General features: G+C 38.9%; 19 protein-coding genes. 12 read left to right on the forward strand and 7 right to left on the reverse strand.

Annotation, left to right across the window (positions count from 1 at the left end; translation table 11 throughout):
* Nucleotides 1–104: 104 nt before the first annotated feature.
* From IPH66_00900 to IPH66_00915, 4 genes are all read left to right on the forward strand, one after another.
* The gene (locus IPH66_00900; protein MBK7127911.1) at nucleotides 105–449 is read left to right on the forward strand and encodes an arsenate reductase (glutaredoxin); all 345 of its coding nucleotides are present in this window, start codon (nucleotides 105–107) and stop codon (nucleotides 447–449) included.
* Nucleotides 450–717: 268 nt separating this feature from the next.
* Nucleotides 718–2,112, forward strand: a complete 1,395-nt coding sequence (gene fumC / locus IPH66_00905; protein ID MBK7127912.1) for a class II fumarate hydratase — start codon at nucleotides 718–720, stop codon at nucleotides 2,110–2,112.
* A 145-nt stretch (nucleotides 2,113–2,257) separates the two neighbouring features.
* Nucleotides 2,258–3,295, forward strand: a complete 1,038-nt coding sequence (gene thiL, locus IPH66_00910; GenBank protein MBK7127913.1) for a thiamine-phosphate kinase — start codon at nucleotides 2,258–2,260, stop codon at nucleotides 3,293–3,295.
* A gap of 101 nt (nucleotides 3,296–3,396) precedes the next feature.
* The gene (locus tag IPH66_00915; GenBank protein ID MBK7127914.1) at nucleotides 3,397–3,909 is read left to right on the forward strand and encodes a thioredoxin family protein; all 513 of its coding nucleotides are present in this window, start codon (nucleotides 3,397–3,399) and stop codon (nucleotides 3,907–3,909) included.
* A gap of 8 nt (nucleotides 3,910–3,917) precedes the next feature.
* Here the strand turns inward: IPH66_00915 and IPH66_00920 are convergent, their stop codons facing one another.
* The 7 genes from IPH66_00920 to IPH66_00950 form a co-directional block, all read right to left on the reverse strand.
* Entirely contained in the window at nucleotides 3,918–5,210 is a 1,293-nt protein-coding gene (locus IPH66_00920) for a hypothetical protein (GenBank protein ID MBK7127915.1), read from the reverse strand.
* Nucleotides 5,211–5,344: 134 nt separating this feature from the next.
* The gene (locus IPH66_00925) at nucleotides 5,345–6,391 is read right to left on the reverse strand and encodes a COX15/CtaA family protein (GenBank protein ID MBK7127916.1); all 1,047 of its coding nucleotides are present in this window, start codon (nucleotides 6,389–6,391) and stop codon (nucleotides 5,345–5,347) included.
* Complete coding sequence (locus IPH66_00930) at nucleotides 6,392–7,309, reverse strand: bifunctional molybdenum cofactor biosynthesis protein MoaC/MoaB (GenBank protein MBK7127917.1); 918 nt, start codon at nucleotides 7,307–7,309, stop codon at nucleotides 6,392–6,394.
* Nucleotides 7,310–7,345: 36 nt separating this feature from the next.
* Nucleotides 7,346–7,777: a molybdenum cofactor biosynthesis protein MoaE gene (locus tag IPH66_00935; GenBank protein MBK7127918.1), complete on the reverse strand. Its 432-nt coding sequence runs from the start codon at nucleotides 7,775–7,777 to the stop codon at nucleotides 7,346–7,348.
* 41 nt (nucleotides 7,778–7,818) lie between these two features.
* Complete coding sequence (locus tag IPH66_00940; GenBank protein MBK7127919.1) at nucleotides 7,819–8,892, reverse strand: HesA/MoeB/ThiF family protein; 1,074 nt, start codon at nucleotides 8,890–8,892, stop codon at nucleotides 7,819–7,821.
* A 2-nt stretch (nucleotides 8,893–8,894) separates the two neighbouring features.
* A complete protein-coding gene (locus IPH66_00945; protein MBK7127920.1) occupies nucleotides 8,895–9,134 on the reverse strand; it encodes a MoaD/ThiS family protein in 240 nt (79 codons plus the stop codon).
* Between the two features lie 2 nt (nucleotides 9,135–9,136).
* Entirely contained in the window at nucleotides 9,137–9,889 is a 753-nt protein-coding gene (locus IPH66_00950; GenBank protein MBK7127921.1) for a sulfite exporter TauE/SafE family protein, read from the reverse strand.
* 394 nt (nucleotides 9,890–10,283) lie between these two features.
* Here IPH66_00950 and IPH66_00955 point away from each other — a divergent pair, with 394 nt between their 5' ends.
* From IPH66_00955 to IPH66_00990, 8 genes are all read left to right on the forward strand, one after another.
* The gene (locus IPH66_00955) at nucleotides 10,284–10,994 is read left to right on the forward strand and encodes a Crp/Fnr family transcriptional regulator (GenBank protein MBK7127922.1); all 711 of its coding nucleotides are present in this window, start codon (nucleotides 10,284–10,286) and stop codon (nucleotides 10,992–10,994) included.
* A gap of 116 nt (nucleotides 10,995–11,110) precedes the next feature.
* Nucleotides 11,111–11,824, forward strand: a complete 714-nt coding sequence (locus tag IPH66_00960; GenBank protein ID MBK7127923.1) for a Crp/Fnr family transcriptional regulator — start codon at nucleotides 11,111–11,113, stop codon at nucleotides 11,822–11,824.
* On the forward strand, nucleotides 11,824–12,234 hold the full coding sequence (locus IPH66_00965; GenBank protein MBK7127924.1) for a cytochrome c: 411 nt from the start codon (nucleotides 11,824–11,826) through the stop codon (nucleotides 12,232–12,234). Before IPH66_00960 ends, IPH66_00965 begins: the two co-directional genes overlap by 1 nt.
* The gene (locus tag IPH66_00970; GenBank protein MBK7127925.1) at nucleotides 12,231–13,538 is read left to right on the forward strand and encodes a cbb3-type cytochrome c oxidase subunit I; all 1,308 of its coding nucleotides are present in this window, start codon (nucleotides 12,231–12,233) and stop codon (nucleotides 13,536–13,538) included. Before IPH66_00965 ends, IPH66_00970 begins: the two co-directional genes overlap by 4 nt.
* A gap of 164 nt (nucleotides 13,539–13,702) precedes the next feature.
* Complete coding sequence (locus IPH66_00975) at nucleotides 13,703–14,503, forward strand: c-type cytochrome (protein MBK7127926.1); 801 nt, start codon at nucleotides 13,703–13,705, stop codon at nucleotides 14,501–14,503.
* 19 nt (nucleotides 14,504–14,522) lie between these two features.
* Nucleotides 14,523–18,164 carry a nitrate reductase subunit alpha gene (locus IPH66_00980; GenBank protein MBK7127927.1) on the forward strand — a complete coding sequence of 1,214 codons (3,642 nt, stop codon included), beginning with the start codon at nucleotides 14,523–14,525 and terminating at the stop codon, nucleotides 18,162–18,164.
* A gap of 40 nt (nucleotides 18,165–18,204) precedes the next feature.
* Entirely contained in the window at nucleotides 18,205–19,695 is a 1,491-nt protein-coding gene (narH, locus tag IPH66_00985; GenBank protein MBK7127928.1) for a nitrate reductase subunit beta, read from the forward strand.
* Complete coding sequence (locus IPH66_00990; GenBank protein MBK7127929.1) at nucleotides 19,692–20,402, forward strand: hypothetical protein; 711 nt, start codon at nucleotides 19,692–19,694, stop codon at nucleotides 20,400–20,402. Before narH ends, IPH66_00990 begins: the two co-directional genes overlap by 4 nt.
* The last annotated feature ends 15 nt before the right edge of the window (nucleotides 20,403–20,417 follow it).

Genomic DNA, 20,417 nt, shown 5'->3' on the forward strand with positions numbered 1-20,417 from the left:
ACAAGAAACGAAAAAACCAAGTGGTTTGTTGGCTAATACGCATAATAAATAATAAAAGTTGCTTTAATTTGTTACAATATTTCTCAACCTCAAACACGTTAATTATGCAAATGTTGCATCATCCTTACTGCACAAAAAGCTGCAACGCTTTTCAATATTTAGATGATCATGAAATTGTAGCTGAAGTAATTGACCTCACCTCGTTTAAGTTTGATCGTTCCTTCATAGAATCTCTGCTCAAAAAATTGAGTTGCAATGTAAATGATATTATTCGCACCAACGAACCGGTGTATGTTAAGCATTATGCAGGTAAAAATTTATCAACTGACGAGTTGATTGATGCATTGGTGCAGCACCCAATTCTGTTGCAGCGTCCCATATTTATTGAGGGTGACAAGGCTGTTATCGGTCGTCCGGCGAGCAAAGTTTTAGAAATTTACCGAAAATAAAAAAGGGCACACCAACGGCTGCCCCGGAATCACAATTTCATTTTTTCAACTAGTTTTTATTTACCAATCTTTTTGGACGCAGCATGTGTAACACGCCCAGCGTTAGCCAGAAAGGAACAATAAATCCCATTAAAAAAACTAAAACCCAAAAAGCCAAAAGGCCAACACATAGAAAGATTGCAAGTCCGAGTGATGTCATGATGAGTAATTATTTAATTTTGTTTTTTGACGGGATAAAGTTAGTATTAATTCTGAAATAAAAATAAAAATGGAATATAGAATTGAAAAAGACACCATCGGTGAGGTAAAAGTACCTGCTGATAAATATTGGGGCGCACAAACTGAGCGTTCACGTAATAATTTTAAAATTGGCCCTGCAGCTTCAATGCCCATTGAAATTATCAGGGGCTTTGCATACTTAAAAAAAGCAGCAGCCTTTGCTAACTGTGAGTTAGGTGTATTGCCGGCTGACAAGCGTGATAAAATTGCTACCGTATGTGATGAAATTCTAGCCGGTAAGCTGGATGATCAGTTCCCGTTAGTTATTTGGCAAACCGGCTCAGGTACCCAGTCTAATATGAATGTGAATGAAGTAATTGCACATCGCGCACACGTTATTGCAGGTGGTAAAATGGGTGAGGGCAAAACTCTTGAAGCCAATGATGATGTAAATAAATCACAATCATCTAATGATACCTACCCAACAGGCATGCATATTGCGGTGTATAAAATGGTGGTTGAAGTTACCATTCCGGGTGTTGAGGCTTTAATCAAAACATTAAAAGCAAAAACTGCTGCATTTAAAGATGTGGTTAAAATTGGTCGCACCCACTTAATGGATGCAACACCACTTACCCTTGGGCAAGAATTTTCAGGTTATGTATCACAACTTGAGCACGGCATAAAAGCATTGCGCAATACCTTGCCACATTTGGCTGAACTTGCACTTGGCGGCACTGCCGTAGGTACCGGTCTTAACACCCCAAAAGGGTATGATGTGGTAGTGGCAAAATACATAGCGCAGTTTACCGGTCATCCATTCATCACGGCTGAAAATAAATTTGAAGCGCTAGCAGCGCATGATGCCTTTGTTGAAACACATGGCGCTTTAAAACAATTGGCTGTTTCACTCAACAAAATTGCTAATGATGTCCGCATGATGGCATCCGGTCCACGTTCAGGTATTGCTGAAATTATCATCCCTGCCAATGAACCGGGCTCATCTATTATGCCGGGTAAAGTAAATCCAACTCAGTGTGAAGCGCTAACCATGGTTTGTGCACAGGTTATTGGTAATGATGTAGCTGTTGCATTCGGCGGTGCCCAAGGGCATTATGAACTCAATGTGTTCAAACCCGTAATGGCAAAAAATCTACTTGAGTCAGCTCGTTTATTGGGTGATGCTTGCGTGTCATTTGATGAGCATTGTGCACAAGGTATTGAACCAAATTATCGTCGTATTGAAGAACTGTTGAATAATTCACTCATGCTGGTTACTGCACTCAATACTAAAATTGGTTATTACAAAGCAGCTGAAATTGCAAATGCCGCACACAACAACGGCACTACGTTGAAAGAAGAGGCTGTGCGCCTTGGCTACGTAACCGCTGCTGATTATGATGCTTGGGTTGATCCAACAAAAATGATTGGCTCATTACAATAATATTTTTCAGGGCATGCCCCAGCAAAAAAAGCTGGGTCGTGCTTTATGCTACAAATCCTCACCCCCGCTTTAATGGCGGGGGTTGCGGGTTTTCCGCGTCAATCACTCATGCGGCTTTTATACTTTAATACACAAACTCCTCACCATGGACAAACGCACTGAACTTGAAAAATTAGGTGAATTCGGCCTTATTGACAAACTTACAGCCAATACAAAAATTCATCATGCCTCCACCATCAAAGGGGTAGGTGATGATGCCGCCGTTATTGATACCGGTGATAAGTTTATGCTCGTCACCACTGATACGCTGGTTGAAAATATCCACTTCAACCTCATGTATACTCCGCTAAAACATCTTGGCTACAAAGCTGCCGTTGTCAATTTTTCTGATATCTATGCCATGAATGGTGATGTGCGTCAAATTGTTGTTTCAATTGCAATCTCCAATCGTTTTTCGCTTGAAGCTGTAGAAGAAATTTATGACGGCATAAAAAAGGCGTGTGAACTCTATCAGGTTGATTTGGTTGGCGGTGATACCACATCTTCACAAAGTGGTTTAGTTATTACAATTACAGCCATTGGAGAAGTGGCAAAAAATGAAATAGTTTATCGTTCAGGCGGGCAAGACAAAGAACTACTTGTCGTTAGTGGCAATCTTGGCGCTGCATATATGGGGCTTCAAGTGCTTGAGCGTGAGAAAAAAGTTTTTCTTGAAAATCCCGGCATACAACCCGTGCTTGAGCAAGTTGATTATATTCTTGAAAGGCAATTAAAACCTGAAGCGCGTAAAGATATTGTGCATTTTCTCAAAACCATTGGCGTGCAACCAACATCTATGATTGATGTGTCTGATGGCCTCGCTTCTGAATTGTTGCATCTCTGCAAAGCAAGCAACCTGGGTTGTATCATTTATGATGAAAAAATACCGGTTGATCAAGAAACCTTTCGCGTAGCGCGTGAATTTAATCTTGATCCCACCACATGTGCCCTCAATGGCGGAGAAGATTATGAACTGCTTTTTTCTATTCGTCAAACTGATTATGATAAAATCAAAGACAATCAACACATGAAAGTCATTGGTCATTATGCTGATAAAAATTCCGGTGCGCAAATCATTGGTCGTGACGGAAGCTCAGTACAGCTGCAGGCTCAAGGGTGGAATCATTTTACATCACATGAATAAATTCAGTGCTATTTGCCAATACATTAACCAATTTTTAACAAAGCCCGCTACCAACTTTTAGTAAATTTAGTCGTTCTAAACCTTGATCATACATTACAATTATGTACAAATATATTCTGGCAATCGCTTTAGCAATCAGCACTTCTCTAAATTCAAAGGCTGATGAAAATTTAACCTGGTACTCAAATCTTGATACAGCAATTACGTTGTCAAATGAAAGCGGCAAACCGGTATTTGGTTTTTTTACCGGCAGTGACTGGTGTGGCTGGTGTATGAAATTGCAACGTGATGTATTTGCTAAAACAGCATTCATTGAATGGGCTCAGGCAAATGTAATATTACTTGAAATTGATTTTCCGCGTACCAAAGTTTTGCCTGACGCGTTGCGCAAACAAAATCAAGAATTGCAAGTAGCATTTGGTGTACAAGGGTATCCTACCATTCATTTTTTTACCGGCACTAAAGACACTGCCAAAGGCACCTTTGCGCTTACCTCATGGGGTCAGTGCGGTTATCCAGGTGGCGCTGAAAAAGGCAAAGAAGAAGTAAAATTCCTTGAAACCGCCAATGGCATTCTTGCTAAAAATCCAAACAAAAAAACTACTACTGAATAAACTTTTGCTTATTCATTCCAACTCACCCATTGATTGAATTCGTCTGTTGAAACTATAGAGGCGGTGAGGCGGTTGGTTGTGTTTAACATGTTGTAATCATACTTAGCCATCACCAATTTATCTTTGTGAATAGCTACTATTGCAAATTCCATATTAGGCACAGCTGTAATTGAATAGCTATTGTTTGCATTGGTAAATGAAGTAATAACAGCGTTGTCACTCGGACAAATTTGGTAGTATTTATTGCAATCGAACTCCTCTCCATTCATGAACAATTGAACCGTTTTACTAACCAGAATTTGTTGTCTGTAATAGCGATCACAATTGTAATATCCCATTTGAGTGATTGAAAAAACACGTACTACATCTTCATTCAGCATTTCGGTTTTTTCTTGTTCAACCAAAGCCAAACTATCTCTTATCCAGTTATCTTTCTCTACTAAAAGTTGTTCAGCATAGCGGCGCATCTTTTCATCAAAAATTTCCTTTTGTTCTTTGTATTTTTCTTTCTCAAATAATGGTTGAACCACTACATCTTCATTAAACCATTCATTCTCTTTTACCCCATCAAAGCGCAAATTAAAATAGCCTTCGCGTTTATGTTGAGTTAAAGCCATTTCATACCACCAAATTCCTTGTTCAGCATATTTCAATTCTTCACCACGTGCAAGCATAAATCGTGAATTGTGCCAAGGTGCCAGCACTGGTCTATCAGGTGCATTTTGAATATCAACATGAATTATTCTATTCGTATCTGCCTTGTCGGCAAGTGCAGGTTTTAAAGGCATATCATCATCAACCACTGCGGCAATACTATCTTTCAGTTTCTGCCATTCGCCTGCAAGGGTATCAAAATAGTACAAGTTGTAGTCATCGTCTTGTGCTTTGTTAAGCAAGCCAATGTCAATCTTTTTATTTTTATCAATAAAAACAGGTTCTTGATTTTGAAAGGCGGCAACATAGCACATACCGGCTGATTGAAAAGTTTCTTCTTTCCCACCGTCATTAATTACCATAGGTATACCTGAAAAAAAAATGTCTGCGGCGTTTTTGTATTCTGTGAAATGAAAGTCAATTTCTCCCGTACAAGGTTCACCTGTTTTTGTTACAAAACAATTTGAAGGCACATGAATAAATGAGCCGTTTTCGCTTAACAAAATTGTATCATGTTCAGCAATTAATGCATAGTTTTCATTCATAGGTTCTGACTCGGCAATTGGAGGAATTATTTGAAGTGTTTTGGTATTTTCAACTTGTCCAATTTTGTCTTGCTTATCAACACAAGCGGTCAGTATGAGCATAGACATTAGAATGGAATTTTTCATAAAGATCATGTATCTTTACTTGAAATGATCCAATTGAAAAAAGTAACAATACTTTATTTGATAATTATTGAGTTGGCGCAAACAAAAGGAAAGGCGGGAACAAAAAAAATTCACCCCAATTTTCTGATACTAAAAACAGCAAACAATAAACTGCTCAGTAAAAACACAGCCATTAATTGGTGAATAACGCCAAGTGAAACCGGCACAAGATTTAAAAGGGTTATTACACCCAACACAACCTGTAAAATCGTAAAATAAAATATAACACTTCCGGTTTTCTTTACTAATGAATTTTGGCCTCGGGATTTGATGAAAATGATCACTGAAAATGCGGTGACCAAAATTGCCAGCCAGCGGTGTATGAATTGCACTACAAACGGAGATTCTGTCAAAGCTGAAAATCCTTGAGTACTGAATGCGCCACTCACGGATTGCGGTATCCATTCAGTGCCCATTTTTGGAAAAGTTGGGTAGAAGAGACCGGCTTTTAAACCGGCAACAAATGCTCCGTAAATAATTTGTAGCACAAGCAAAACCAGGGTTATCTTCAAAAATTGGTGCAATGATTTTTGAATTGAAACGGCCTTGTCTAATTCAGGTTTGAGAATTCTGATAGCATAAATAAAAAGTACGCTGAACAAAAGCAGCGCAAGGCATAGGTGTATAGCAAGTCGGTAGTGACTTACAGCAGGTTTGTCAACTAGTCCGCTGGCAACCATGTACCAACCGGCAAAGCCCTGCAATAGACCGAGCAGAAAAATAACAATCAATTGTCGGATGATTTTTTTATTGTTGAATTTTTTTCTGATTAAAAAATAGATGAATGGAATAATAAATGCAAGACCCATTACTCGCCCAAGTAGACGATGATAAAATTCAGGCCAATAAATTTCTTTGAATTCCGCTAGCGTAAAATCATAATTACGCAATTTATATTCAGGGCTGGTTTGATATTCTTGAAATTCGGTTTGCCATTGAGTTTCATTCATGGGCGGAATAACTCCCGTAACCGGTTTCCAGGTTACCATTGAAAGTCCTGAGTGAGATAAGCGTGTGTACCCGCCCAAAATAACCATGGCAATAACTAATGCTGCACCTGTGAGCAGCCAGTAGCCAATTGATTTTGAAACAGGAGAGGGCTGTGCTGTGTTGTCCATTTAATCGTGCCGGTTTCCTTTGAGTATGCCAAAGATATGCAAGACTTGTGGAAAAATTGCATCCATACTTTCTTTTGCTCCATTAGTTGAACCGGGTAAAGCAAGTATGAGCATATCTCCCTTCACCCCGGCAATACTGCGTGATAACATGCTATACGGTGTGCGGTCTTGACCATAGCTGCGAATAGCTTCTTCAATGCCTGAAATTCTTCTGTCAAGCATAGGTTCAAGCGCCTCTGGCGTCACGTCTCTTTTTGACAAACCGGTGCCGCCTGTATAAATCACCATGCTGTATTTTTCTTTGTAAAATTTGTTTACGCAGGCTTGAATTTGATCTTTTTCGTCCGGAATAATTTCATACGCACCAATTTCTACTTGACTCTCTTTCAATTTTGCAATAATGGCTTTTCCTGCTTTGTCTTCTTTTTGTCCTGCTGATATGGTATCTGAACATACAATGACAGCCGCTTTCAAATCATGTCGGTTGCGGAATTTATCTCTGAAATCTGATTTACCTCCCTTTTTTTCAAGCAGTTTAATGGATGAAATTTCAACTCCTTTATCAATTGGTTTCAGCATATCATACATGGTCAATGCAACAACACTTACCCCGTGCATGGCTTCAACTTCAACACCTGTTTTGTAAATGGTATGCACTTCTACTTCTATGATGATTTCAAGCCCTTCAACCCGATAGCGCACAGCCGTAAATTCTATTGGCAGTGGATGACAATCAGGCAATAGATCAGGTGTTTTTTTTACACCTAATAAGCCGGCCGCTTTTGCCATTTCAAACACATCGCCTTTTGGTACGGTGCGATTTAAAATGGCATCAATAGTTTCTTGCTTTGATACTTTTACAATGCCCGTGGCTGTTGCCTTTCTTAAGGTGTTTGATTTGGTTGTAATATCTACCATAAATTGATTTTATCTTGTAATGATTCTGAGAGTGTATTAAGGTTGATTTACTTTCCACTGATGTGTTTCATCTTCAAAAATTTCTTTGCCAAAAACCGGAACACGTTTTTTAATTTCTTCTACAATATAACGGCATGAATCCATAGCCATTTTACGATGTTTTGATGAGGTAAAAACAAACAGACAAATTTCACCTGCTTTTACAATGCCAACACTGTGATAAATGTGCATACACGTGAGATCATATTTTGCAAATGCCTCTTCACGTATTTCATGAAAAATATTTTCAGCCATTTCGGCATAACATGAATATTCAATAGCGGTTACATTTTTTCCTTCAATAGCATCAGCCCGCACCTGACCTAAAAAAATATCATGTGCACCAATATTTGTTTTCACTTGATGATGCGCAATAGAATCTGCAATTTTTTGCGGACTGATGGGTCCGTCCCAAAGCACTTTTTTCATATTATGTTATTTTACAATAGTTAGTATTATTTTCATCATCATCAGTTCTCAATATAAGCTCTGATGCCGTTTTTCAAATTTTTTAATCGGGTAAAGCCATACTCTTTTGATAGAATTTCTATTGCTGTTTTTGATCTTCCTCCGCTTTGACAAATCACCACGATATCTTCATCTAACGGCAACTCATTTTTACGCACGTGCAAGGTGGCAAGTGGTATATGCACTATTTTTTCATGAGCAAGTTTTGGCTCTTCCCATTCTTCTCGTACATCTAATACCAATATTCCTTGATCAAGCATTTTACTGAACGTTTGGTTGTCTAAATCAAGCGTATTGAGTTCACATTTTTCAGTAATGTTGTAATCTTCATTGCTGCCCATTTTTTGTATTTCTGCATGTGCGCTTCTGGTAAGTTGCAGGGTGTAAGTTGAATTGTGAAGTGTATTGAAGAATATAATTTTTCCGTTTAATAATTCGCCGGTGTTCAGTATAAGTTTAATGGCTTCAGTTGCCATGTAGATACCTGCCATGCCTGGTAAAACACTGAGTACACCTGCTTCAGCACAATTTGGCTCATTGCCTGGTTTTTCAGGGAATAGACAGCGATACGTGGGTCCGTTTTGATAATTGAAAACAGATACTTGTCCCTCAAATCTAAAAATTGCACCATACACCCAAGGTTTGTTTTCTAAAACACAGGCATCATTTACAATATAACGTGCTGAAAAATTATCAGTGCCGTCAATAATTAAATCATAGTTGGCAATAATCTTACGCGCATTTAGTGCATCTAATTTTTCTGTATAAACTGTTGTTTGAATGGTTGGATTTAATCGTTGAATTTTTTCAGATGCTACTTCTGCTTTGAATTTCCCTACATCATCCGTCTGATATAAAATTTGCCGATGAAGATTTGAAATATCAACTTTGTCATGATCAATGATGCCGATTTGTCCAACACCGGCTCCGGCTAAATATAATAGAACCGGGCAGCCCAATCCGCCAGCACCAACAACTAATACTGAAGATTGTTTCAATTTGATTTGCCCAGCCTCTCCAACATTGGGTAGATTGAGTTGTCTGCTGTATCTATATTTTTCTTCTTGACTCAGCATGTTCATCCTCCGGCAAATGGCGGTAAAAAAGCAATGCGGTTATTTTCAAGCGTTAGATTTGTAGCATTACTTGTCATCATTTCATTCAGCGCTAACCGATAATTCATGCTGCTGATTGCAGGATATTTTTTAAGAACAAATTGCTCAGCATCATGGACAGTTATAAATGAATCACTGCATTCAAATTTGTCGGTTCCGGCAGCTTCGGCAATCATCCCAAAAAACAAAAAGGTAGTATTCATACTTAAATCATGATTAGTTTGAATGAGGCAAAAAGCAAAACCAGAGCAAGAACTCTTTTCAGCATCACGCTATTAAATTTAAAAGTTCCAAAGTAAGATCCGGCAAAACCGCCTGCGGCTGCAAGGGCAATCATGATGCCGCTTTCTGGTGAAAGTGTGATGCCGTTAACCAGTTGACCTCCCAGCCCTGAAAGTGAATTAACAAAAATGAAAAGGGCAGATATTGCAGCGGACTCTTTTACAGTACTCCATCGCAATAATAAAATAACAGGACTTAAGATAATTCCGCCACCAATACCAATCAAACCACTTAAAAAACCAATGAGTGCGCCAATAATTACTGCTAATATAAAATTGGGTGCTTGAAGATTTTCTTTTTCAGTCAAAGATTTTTTATCAAAAACGCCTAGCAATTTCAGCGTGGCAAGAATCAGAAAAATACCCAGTGTAATTTTATACAATTGCGGCTCTACTTCAATCATTCCGCCAACAAATGAAAGCGGAACCGAACCAGCTGCAAATGCGAAGAAAATTTTTGATCTGAAATATCCCGCTTTCCAAAAATAGAAGAATGCGATACCTGATACCAATACATTCAAAATTAATGCAGTTGGTTTCATAATTTCAATGCTAAACCCTACAATACCCATCAAGGCAAGATATCCGCTTGCACCGCCGTGCCCAACTGAGGCATAAAGGAATGCAATCAAAGGGAGTGCTGCAAATAATATCCAAATGGAGGTAGTTGAATCCATAGAGTTAATCGTTATGCTAAATTATACATAACGACGCAAAGATACGTCATCATCCTATTTCAAAAATGATGATCGTCATTTTATACATGAACTTGATTTAATCTTGAAATTAAGTGGTGTGAGTTCACTATTTGACATGGCTGAATGATGATATGCTTTTAACCTGGCAGCACATTGTTTGCATTGGCTTTATCTAAGACAATCTATTTTATCAAAGGCTACTGAGTTAAACCGCCACATTATCAGTCAACTAAATTAGCATCACACCTGTTTTTAATCAGCTATTATTTAGGCTGAAACGAATTACAGACATGACATAAATCATGTAAAGGAATGACCTTGCATTCACCGCTTTGTGACTGAAACAAGCTAACTTTACAGAAAATTAGCCTGTATGAAGAATGCAAAAGTAGAGATGCCTTCTTGTGAAGACTGCCCAAATAAGGGTGGTATGTTTTCATGCCTATCGCGTGAAGACAAGGCACAATTAGGTGAGGACAAAGGCAATAATTTTTATAAAAAGGGACAAGTCATTTTTTACGAGGGAAATCACCCGCATGGTCTTTATTGCATTTACAAAGGCAAAGTAAAAATTTCCAAACTTGGTGATGAAGGCAAAGAGCAGATTGTGAGGATTTCAGGCAATGCGGATACGCTGGGTTATCGCTCTCTTTTGTGCAATGAACCATACAAGGCAACCGCAACAGCTCTTGAAGATAGTTACGTATGTTATCTTTCTAAGAAAAAATTCTTTGAATTATTAGAGTCAAACAATACTCTTTGTTTAAATACCATTCAATTACTGGCGCGTGAATTACGTCAATCAGAGCAGCAATTGGTAGATATTACGCAAAAAACGGTGCGTGAGCGTGTGGCAGAAGTGTTGTTACAATTGAAAAGCAAGTTTGGGGTGAAACAAGATGGTAAAACATTGGACATTCGGCTTACTCGCCGAGAAATTGGTGATATGGCAGGAGTCACAACGGAAACAACAATCAGAACCCTATCTGAGCTGAATAAAGAGGGATTCATTGCTATTTCAGGAAAAGACATTCAATTACTGTCTCTTGATAAACTTCAGGCTCTTGCCAATATTGAGGATTAATCCAAATTTTTTTAGGGTTTCAAGATGTGCTATAATTTAGTGTTGTGAAATCAGTATAATTCCTTGAAATTTCGGGCATTTTCAAAACAAATTCAATTCGATTCTCCGACAATTTTATGATTCAACTCATTTTTTTCGGTTTGAGATTACAGCAAATTTGGTCAGAATTACAAGTTGGCCTGATGCAGGATTTTGAAAATCTTATAAAAAAATTTGGTGGTCGTGAAAAAACCTATCATGCCGGTGACGTTATTTATGACCAAGAGTCAGGCATTGAGGGAATTTATTATTTGAAAAACGGAAAAATCAGAATTGATAATTCAAGGGTAAAAAGCAAGCGTGACGTTTTGGTTTGGCTGCTTTGTTCAGGAAATTTCTTTGGTTTATCTTCATATTATAATGGTTATGTTGCTTACTCCTATATAACTACTGTAATTAGTGAAAAGGCTGAGGTGATTCTTATTTCGCGGGATGATTTTATCAGACTTCTTAAAGCGGAAAAAGAATTCAGAGCATATATCATCAATTTGCTTTACAGACGAATGGATTATATTGAGCAAAGAAAAACGTATTCAAGCAAAGTAAGTTTTTTAAAAAAATTAGCTGACGCAATTGTTTTTTTAAGTCCTTCTCATGCCGTACCTTCGGCCACTGAAAACAATAAGCCATTGCGAATTGAAGTTTCTATCAGTGAACTTGCTGCAATTACCAACGCTAATAGAAAGCAGCTGCTGCATTCGCTAGATGAATTGTGTAACAAGAAAATTCTTGACCGCGACGGCGAAAGTATTACTGTCAGAAATTTTGAAAAATTAATTCATGTAGATTGATGAGTCTTAAAACCAGAAGGACAATTTTTTTCACGCTTTTTATTGGTTATATCGGATATAGCATATTTGTATATACCATAGGTACTGAAACTAATGCACCAATAAATGAATTTGCGCGAGAAGGCAAGCGCGTTTTCCAGGAAAAAAATTGCATTGCCTGCCATCAGTTTTATGGGCTGGGTGGTTACATGGGACCTGATCTTACCAATGTCATATCAAATAAAGGCGAAGCTTACGTGCGTTCATTCATCGCTAATGGCACACAGAAAATGCCAAAATTCAATTTGAGCATTCAGGAAATTGATTATCTGGTGGCGTATCTGACATATATTGACAGTACCTCAAAATATCCACACAAAGATGCCAGTGTAACTTGGTATGGAATGGTTAACAAGAATTTAGAAAAATGATTAGTATAGGCAGATTATTCATTGTAACGGGGATTGCCTCGTTAGTATTAGCGTTGATTTTTGGAGTGATTGCCGCTATTCAATTTATTTTTCCTGATTTCATTCCTGATATTGCATTTTTTAAAACACGCCCACTGCATGTTTCATTGGCAATTGCTTGGATATTTTCTCTTGGTATTGGGGCAGTTTACTCTTATCTAGAAGAAAAAAAATTACTTCGATTTTATTATCTTGGTCTTGCGCATTGGGTTATCTATTTCGTTACAGGTATTCTCATTATTATTTCATACCTCACTGGTACATTTGGTGGTCGTGAGTATTGGGAATTTCCGCCGGTGTATAGTTTGCCAATTTTATTTTCATGGATTTTGTTCGGCATTAATTATTTCACCGCTGTCTGGAAAATCAAAAACTGGCCTGTCTATCTATGGATGTGGGCTACCGGCATTGTCATTTTCTTCATTACATTTTCTGAAGCTAACTCATGGATTTTTGACTATTTCAGTAATTCTCTTGTGCGTGAATTAACTGTGCAATGGAAGTCATACGGCTCTCTGGTTGGTGCATGGAATATGTTTGTTTATGGTGCCGGGCTCTACGTAATGGAAAAAATCAGTGGAGATGATTCGTATGCAAAATCAAAAATGGCTTTTGTTCTTTATTTTGTAGGATTGACCAACCTATTCTTTAACTGGGCGCATCACGTTTATATTGTTCCCTCATCACATTATATTGGTACTATAGCTTATATTATCAGTATGACTGAGTTGTTCATCATTGGCCGTATAATTTGGAAATGGAAATCAACGCTTACCACGGCTCAACGGTTTAAAAATCGCAACGCTTACTTATTCATTTTGGCTTCTGATATCTGGGTTTTTTTAAATCTTGCCTTGGCAATTTGTATTTCTATACCGGCAATCAATTTATATACACATGGAACCCACATCACCGTGGCACACGCAATGGGTAGCACCATTGGAATTAATTCCATGATATTATTGGCATTTGTTGTATTTCATTTTCAGAATATCCGGTCGGCATGGGTGCGTATTCCCTTTTGGTTAATTAATTTATCGTTGGCAATTTTCTGGGGGGCATTAATTTTTTCAGGAATTTTGAAAGGGATAGCCACCATTGAAACTGATCAGTCTTTTGCGCAGATAATGGCTGATATTGAACCTGTTTTGCGTGTTTTCATGTACTCAGGTGTTTTTTTAGCACTAGGTTTTCTTATCCTTCTTTTTCATCTTGTATTTGAGTATTTACAAGACTTTCCAGAGAACATGAAGTCAAAAAACTGAATTATATCAGTTTTTCCTAATCCTGACAAGAAACCTAGAAAGTATGACGTATATCATTTTGTACCCATACTTTATTAATGACTTTTGACTCGTTAACAGCACTCAAAAAAAATCAAACGATGGAAACGAATATGTATAAGTCCGCAAAAAGCTTAGCTCTGGGCGTGTCTTTCCTGTTCCTGTCTTTTCAGGCAACTGCTCAGGATGGAGCTCAGATATTTCAATCTAACTGTGCGGCATGCCACAAAACAACAGGTGACAAGCTAGTAGGTCCTGGTATGGCCGGTATTACTGAAAAAAGATCAGCCGACTGGTTGAAATCCTGGATTAAAGATTCTCAGGGATTAATTAATTCTGGTGATGCAGATGCTAAAGCCATTTATGCTGAGTACAACAACTCACCCATGCCTGGTTTTCCGCAACTTTCAGATGCTGACATGACAGCGCTGATTGACTATCTTGGAACGCTTGGTGCTGCTGCTGCCGGTGAAGCTGCTCCGGTGGTTGAAATAAATTATACCGATGCACAAATTGCAGATGGTAAAAAATATTTCACCGGTGAAAAAGGATTCTTTAATGGTGGTCCTTCTTGTATCAGCTGTCACGATGTAGCTGCTGAAGGTGTTGTTGGAGGATATCTTGCAAAAGATCTGACTGACTCATATACAAGAATGGGTGAAGCCGGAATTCTTGCTATGGTGCAAAATGCCCCTTTCCCTGCAATGAATGCTGCTTATTTAAATAATCCTGTTACAACTGCTGAACAAACAAGTATTGCAGCTTTCTTAAAATCTGTTTCTCAAAACCCACTTGAACCAAAATCTTCTAGTATAATGATGATGCTGATGATTTCAGGTGCCGGATTTATTGGGATTTTGATCATCATCATTTTAATTTGGAACAAACGCAAAAAACACTCGACGAAAGACCAAATTTTCGCGAGACAAGTACGAGCAATTAACTAACAACTAATACCTGGAAATAATGAGCTGGATAGAAGACATAATCTCCCCTAAAACCAGAAAATGGGAAGAGTTTTACAGAAATAGATGGCAATACGATAAAGTTGTCAGATCTACACACGGCGTCAATTGTACCGGTGGATGTTCTTGGGCAATTCACGTGAAAGATGGAATTGTGGTGTGGGAATTACAACAAGTAGATTATCCACAATTCAACAAAGAGGTTCCGCCTTATGAGCCTCGTGGATGCCAGCGTGGTATCTCTTATTCATGGTATCTTTATAGCCCAATCAGGGTAAAATACCCAATCGTGCGTGGAGCATTGATTGATCTTTACAGAGAAGCAAAAGCAAAACATAATAATGATCCGGTTGAAGCTTGGGCAAGTATTCAGGCTGACCCAGTTCAACGTCACCGTTATCAACGTGCACGCGGTAAAGGTGGTTTCAGAAGAGTTCATTGGGATGAAATTCTTGAACTCATTGCAGCATCTAATATTTATACTGTAAAAAAATATGGCTCTGACCGTATCATTGGTTTCTCACCAATTCCGGCTATGAGTATGTTGAGCTACGCATCAGGTGCTCGTTACCTGCAGTTGATGGGTGGTGTTAACTTAAGTTTCTACGACTGGTATTGTGACCTTCCAAACGCGTTCCCTGAAATTTGGGGTGAACAAACTGACGTGTGCGAAAGTGCTGACTGGTATAAATCAAAATATATTGTAGACATGGGTGCTAACTTGGGTATGACACGTACTCCGGATATCCACTTCTTCTCTGAAGCTCGTCACAATGGAACCAAAACCGTGGTAATGTCTCCTGACTTTAGCATGGTGGCTAAACACGCTGATCAGTGGATTCCTGTTCACGCTGGTTCTGATGGTGCTTTCTGGATGGCTGTTACTCATGTTATTTTGAAAGAATTCCACGCTGACAGACAAGTACCTTACTTCATTGATTACGTGAAGAAATTTACTGACTGTCCTTTCATTATTAAATTAGATCAGAAAGATGGTGTTTATCATCCTGGTAAAATGGTGAAAGCAAGTGAAATTGCTAAATACAAAGATGCTGAACATGCAGCATGGAAATATCTTAACTATGACTCCAAATCAGGAGAACTTGTTTGTCCTGGTGGAACAATGGGTCACCGTTGGCAAGAGAAAAAAGGAAGATGGAATCTACTCTTCCAAGATGGTGAGACAGGAAAAGATTATGATCCTGAATTGACGTTCCTCAATAAAAAAGATGGAGTATTACAAGTAGAATTTGTTGACTACGGACACAAACGCAAATATCTGCGCGGTGTTCCGGTTCGTTATATCAATGATGTAAACGGAAATAAAGTAGCCGTTGCAACTATCTATGACGTAACCATGGCGCAGTACGGTGTAAGCCGTGGTCTTGAAGGAGACTATCCAACAAGCTACGACGACAAAGAACAATCTTACACTCCATCATGGCAAGAAATTTTCACCGGTATTGGACCAAAAACAGTTATTCAGATTGCACGTGAATGGGCAAGCACAGCTGAAAAAACTGAAGGTGCTTGCATGGTGATTGTTGGTGCCGGTATTAACCACTGGTTCCATGAAAACTTGATGTACCGTTCTGCAATCATGGCTCAAATGCTAACCGGTTGTAACGGAAAAAATGGTGGTGGTATGAATCACTATGTGGGTCAAGAGAAATTGGCTCCAATGGATTCATGGTCTGCGATCATGAGTTCAAAAGACTGGGGTACTGTTCCGCGTCTGCAACAAGGTCCACTTTGGCATTATATCAATACAAGTCAGTGGAGATATGATGGTAACCAACGTTTCTACAACAGCGTTCCTGATAATAAATTAGCCAACATGCACACTGCTGACTGGGTAGTTAAATCTGTGCGCAACGGGTGGATGCCTTATTATCCTCAATACAATCAAAACAACTTTGAATTGGTTCAAGAAGCTCAGAATGCAGGAGCCGGTGATGATAAGGCAATCGTTGATTACATCGTTAAAAAATTGAAAACAGGTGATTTGAAACACGCCTGCGTTCAACCGGATGAAGAGATCAACTTTCCACGTGTTTGGTTTATTTGGAGAGGTAATGCTCTTGGAACATCTTCTAAAGGACACGAGTACTTCCTTGATCACTATCTTGGAACACATACCAACCAAATTGCGAATGAGGTAGCTGAAGATTTAGTAGAAGATATAGAATTCAAAAAAGTAGGTGCACGTGGTAAAATGGATTTGGTAATTGATATCAATTTCCGTATGGATACTTCGGCGCTTTATTCAGACATCGTGTTGCCAACAGCTTCATGGTATGAAAAAGCAGATATCAACTCAACTGATATGCACTCGTTCATTCACCCGTTATCTGAGGCAATTCCTCCGGTATGGGAAGCTAAATCTGACTGGCAGATTTTCCAAACGCTGGCTAAAAAAGTTCAGCAAATGGCGCCAACCTATTTGCCAAACGTGATGAAAGATGTGGTGAACTCACCTTTGTCTCATGACTCAAAAGATGAGATTTCACAGTTGACTATTCAAGATTGGGCACATGGTGAGTGTGAACCAATTCCTGGAAAAACAATGCACAAAATTGCTATTGTTGAGCGTGACTACACTAAAATTTATGACAAGTTTATTTCACTTGGAAAAGGTGTTGCTAAAAATGGCTTAGGTGCTCACGGTAACAGCTACATGTGTGATGATGTATATGATGAAATGCTTACTAATCGTCAACACATTACAAAATGGAGCGACGGTACTGAATATCCTTCATTGAAAGATGATGTAGAAGGTATCAATGCAATTTTGAAACTGTCTACACTTACTAACGGTAAATTGGCAGACAGATGTTACCGCAACATGGCTGAGAAAATTGGTGTTCCTGCGATTGCAGAATTAGGTATGCCATACCGCGATATTCAAATTGAATACCGTGACTTGCAGGCACAACCTAAACGTTATAATTCATCACCACTTTGGTCAGGTTTAATGCATGACGGAAGAACGTATGCAGCATATACGTATAACGTAGATTTCTTTGTTCCATGGAGAACACTTACCGGAAGACAACATTTCTACCTTGATCATGATGCATACATTGCGTTTGGTGAGCACCTTGCAACCTATAAGCCATCACCAACTCCTGATGTATATGGTGACATGCGTGTAACCGTGAATGATGGAAAAGCAAAAGTGCTGAATGTACTTACTCCACACGGTAAATGGCATATTCACTCAACGTATGGTGATACACTGAGAATGTTAACACTTTCAAGAGGTGGTGAACCATGCTGGTTAAGTGAAACAGACGCTGCGTCACTGGGTATTAAAGACAACGATTTTGTGGAAGTGTACAATGACCATGGTGTATATGTAACCCGCGCCTGCGTGAGTGCTCGTATCCCAAGTGGTGTATGTATTGTTTACCACGCGGTTGAAAGAACTTATAATGTTCCAAAATCTCAAATCAGAAGAGGTAAAAATGGTGAACCACGTCGTGGAGGTATGAACAACTCATTCACTCGTGTTCACTTGAAACCAAATCTGCTTTGCGGAGGTTACGGACAATTTACTTACCACTTCAATTACTGGGGTCCTGTAGGTGTGAACCGTGATACTCACGTTCTGGTACGCAGAATGGATGTAGTAGAATATTAATAAGCGATAATAATTAGGAATTAACGAAAAAGAAAATATTATGGACGTTAGATCACAAATTTCAATGGTATTTCATCTCGACAAATGTATCGGATGTCACACCTGTTCTATCGCTTGTAAAAATATCTGGACTGACAGACGCGGTGCAGAATACATGTGGTGGAACAACGTTGAAACAAAACCCGGAACCGGTTATCCTACCAAATGGGAAAACCAGGATATCTATAAAGGCGGATGGGAAAAAAATGGAGATTCAGTATCTCTTAAAGGAGCAGGAAAACTGAAAGGATTGAAAAATATCTTTCATAATCCTTATATGCCGGTATTGGAAGATTACTATGTTCCGTGGGCATATAAATATCAAGATTTGTTCACAGCTCCTGAGGGAGACGATCAACCAACTGCACGTGCGGTATCATTGATCACAGGTGAGCATATTGACATTCAAAGCGGACCAAACTGGGACGATGACTTGAGTGGTACTCCGGATTACGCCCGCAACGACGTAAACTTTAAAAACCTCACACAGGCAGAACAAGAAAGTATGTTCCAGCTTGAGCAAATGACCTTGCATTATTTGCCACGTATTTGTAATCACTGTTTGAACCCTGCCTGCGTTGGATCATGTCCTTCAGGTGCATTGTACAAACGCGGTGAAGACGGTGTAGTATTAATTAATCAAGATCGTTGCCGTGCATGGAGAATGTGCGTAACAGCGTGTCCTTACAAGAAAAGTTATTACAACTGGAATACCGGTAAATCTGAAAAATGTATTTTGTGTTATCCACGTCTTGAGTCTGGTCAGGCTCCTGCATGTATGCACTCATGCGTTGGTCGTATCCGTTATCTGGGTGTGATGTTGTATGATGCTGATAAAATTCAAGCAGTAGCTGCATCAAATGATGATCAGTTATTAGAAGCACAAATGAATATTTATCTGGATCCATTTGATCCGGAAGTGATCAAAGCTGCACGTGAAAACGGAGTGCATGACTCTACAATAAAAGCAGCACAAGAATCACCGGTGTATAAATTTGTAAAAGAGTGGAAAATTGCTCTTCCTTTACACCCTGAATTCAGAACTATTCCAAACTTGTTCTATGTTCCACCAATGTTGCCTGCTATGGCAAGTGTTGAGAATGGTACATACGAGACTACATCAGAACACATGTTTGCAAATCTTGATCAGCAACGCTTACCAATGAAATATTTGGCTTCACTTTTCACAAATGGGGACACGAACAGAATCGCACAAGTGATGAAAAGATTACTTGCGGTGAAAATCAATCGTAGAGATATTACCGTTGGTGACTATGACAAGATTGAAGTGAAAAAAGCACTTGAAGTTGCAGGTTATGATGTTCATACAGCAAACGCAATTTTCCGTTTAACTTCACTTGCAACTTTTGAAGAGCGTTTCGTGATTCCGCCTGCACACCGTGAAGAATCAATTGAAATGCTTGAAGCAACTGCTGACGCAAAAGGTGAAACCGGATTTGGATTTAAAACCCGCCCTGAAAGAGGATTATGATAACTAACAGAGACCACTATAAGGTGCTTGCGCAGGTGTTCAAATACCCAACGGACATGAATTATGTTCGTGAGGTGAACAATTGCCATGACTTGATCAGGGAGAAATATCCTGATCTGGCATCAGGGTTCTCACCATTTGTATCATTCATCAATGACAGTGACTTTTTCAAAATAGAAGAAACATTTAATCTGACTTTTCATATTCAGGCAATTTGTTTTCTTGATCTTGGATATGTGCTATTTGGTGAAGATTATAAACGTGGAGAATTTCTGGTTCACATGAAAACAGAACATGAAAAAATAAATCATGACTGTGGGTGTGAATTGGCTGACAACCTGCCCAACGTGCTTGAGTTGATGAGTTTGTCCGAGGATGATGAATTTATCAAGGAACTAGGAGTACGGATTTTAATTCCATCACTTGAAAAAATGGTGAAGGAATTTGATCAGGCCAGAATAGCGATGAGACATAAAATCCATAAAAAGAATGACCGAGTAGTTTTGGATAAAGAAGAAATCACCGGGAATATTTATGGAAACGCAATTGAAACATTGTATGCCATTGCTCAACGTGATTTTGCCGGCATTGCCTACGATGCCGGATTTCAGCCAGAGTACGGACGTAATTTCCTTGCAAATTGCGAAGGAGGTTGCAGCACGAGCAGCACAACCAGTGGGACCACAACAACAAAAATTAGTCAATAATTAATACGAAAAGAA

It is taken from the genome of Crocinitomicaceae bacterium, from assembly GCA_016708105.1.
In the GTDB taxonomy this organism is placed as follows: Bacteria; Bacteroidota; Bacteroidia; order Flavobacteriales_D; family Crocinitomicaceae; genus JADJGJ01.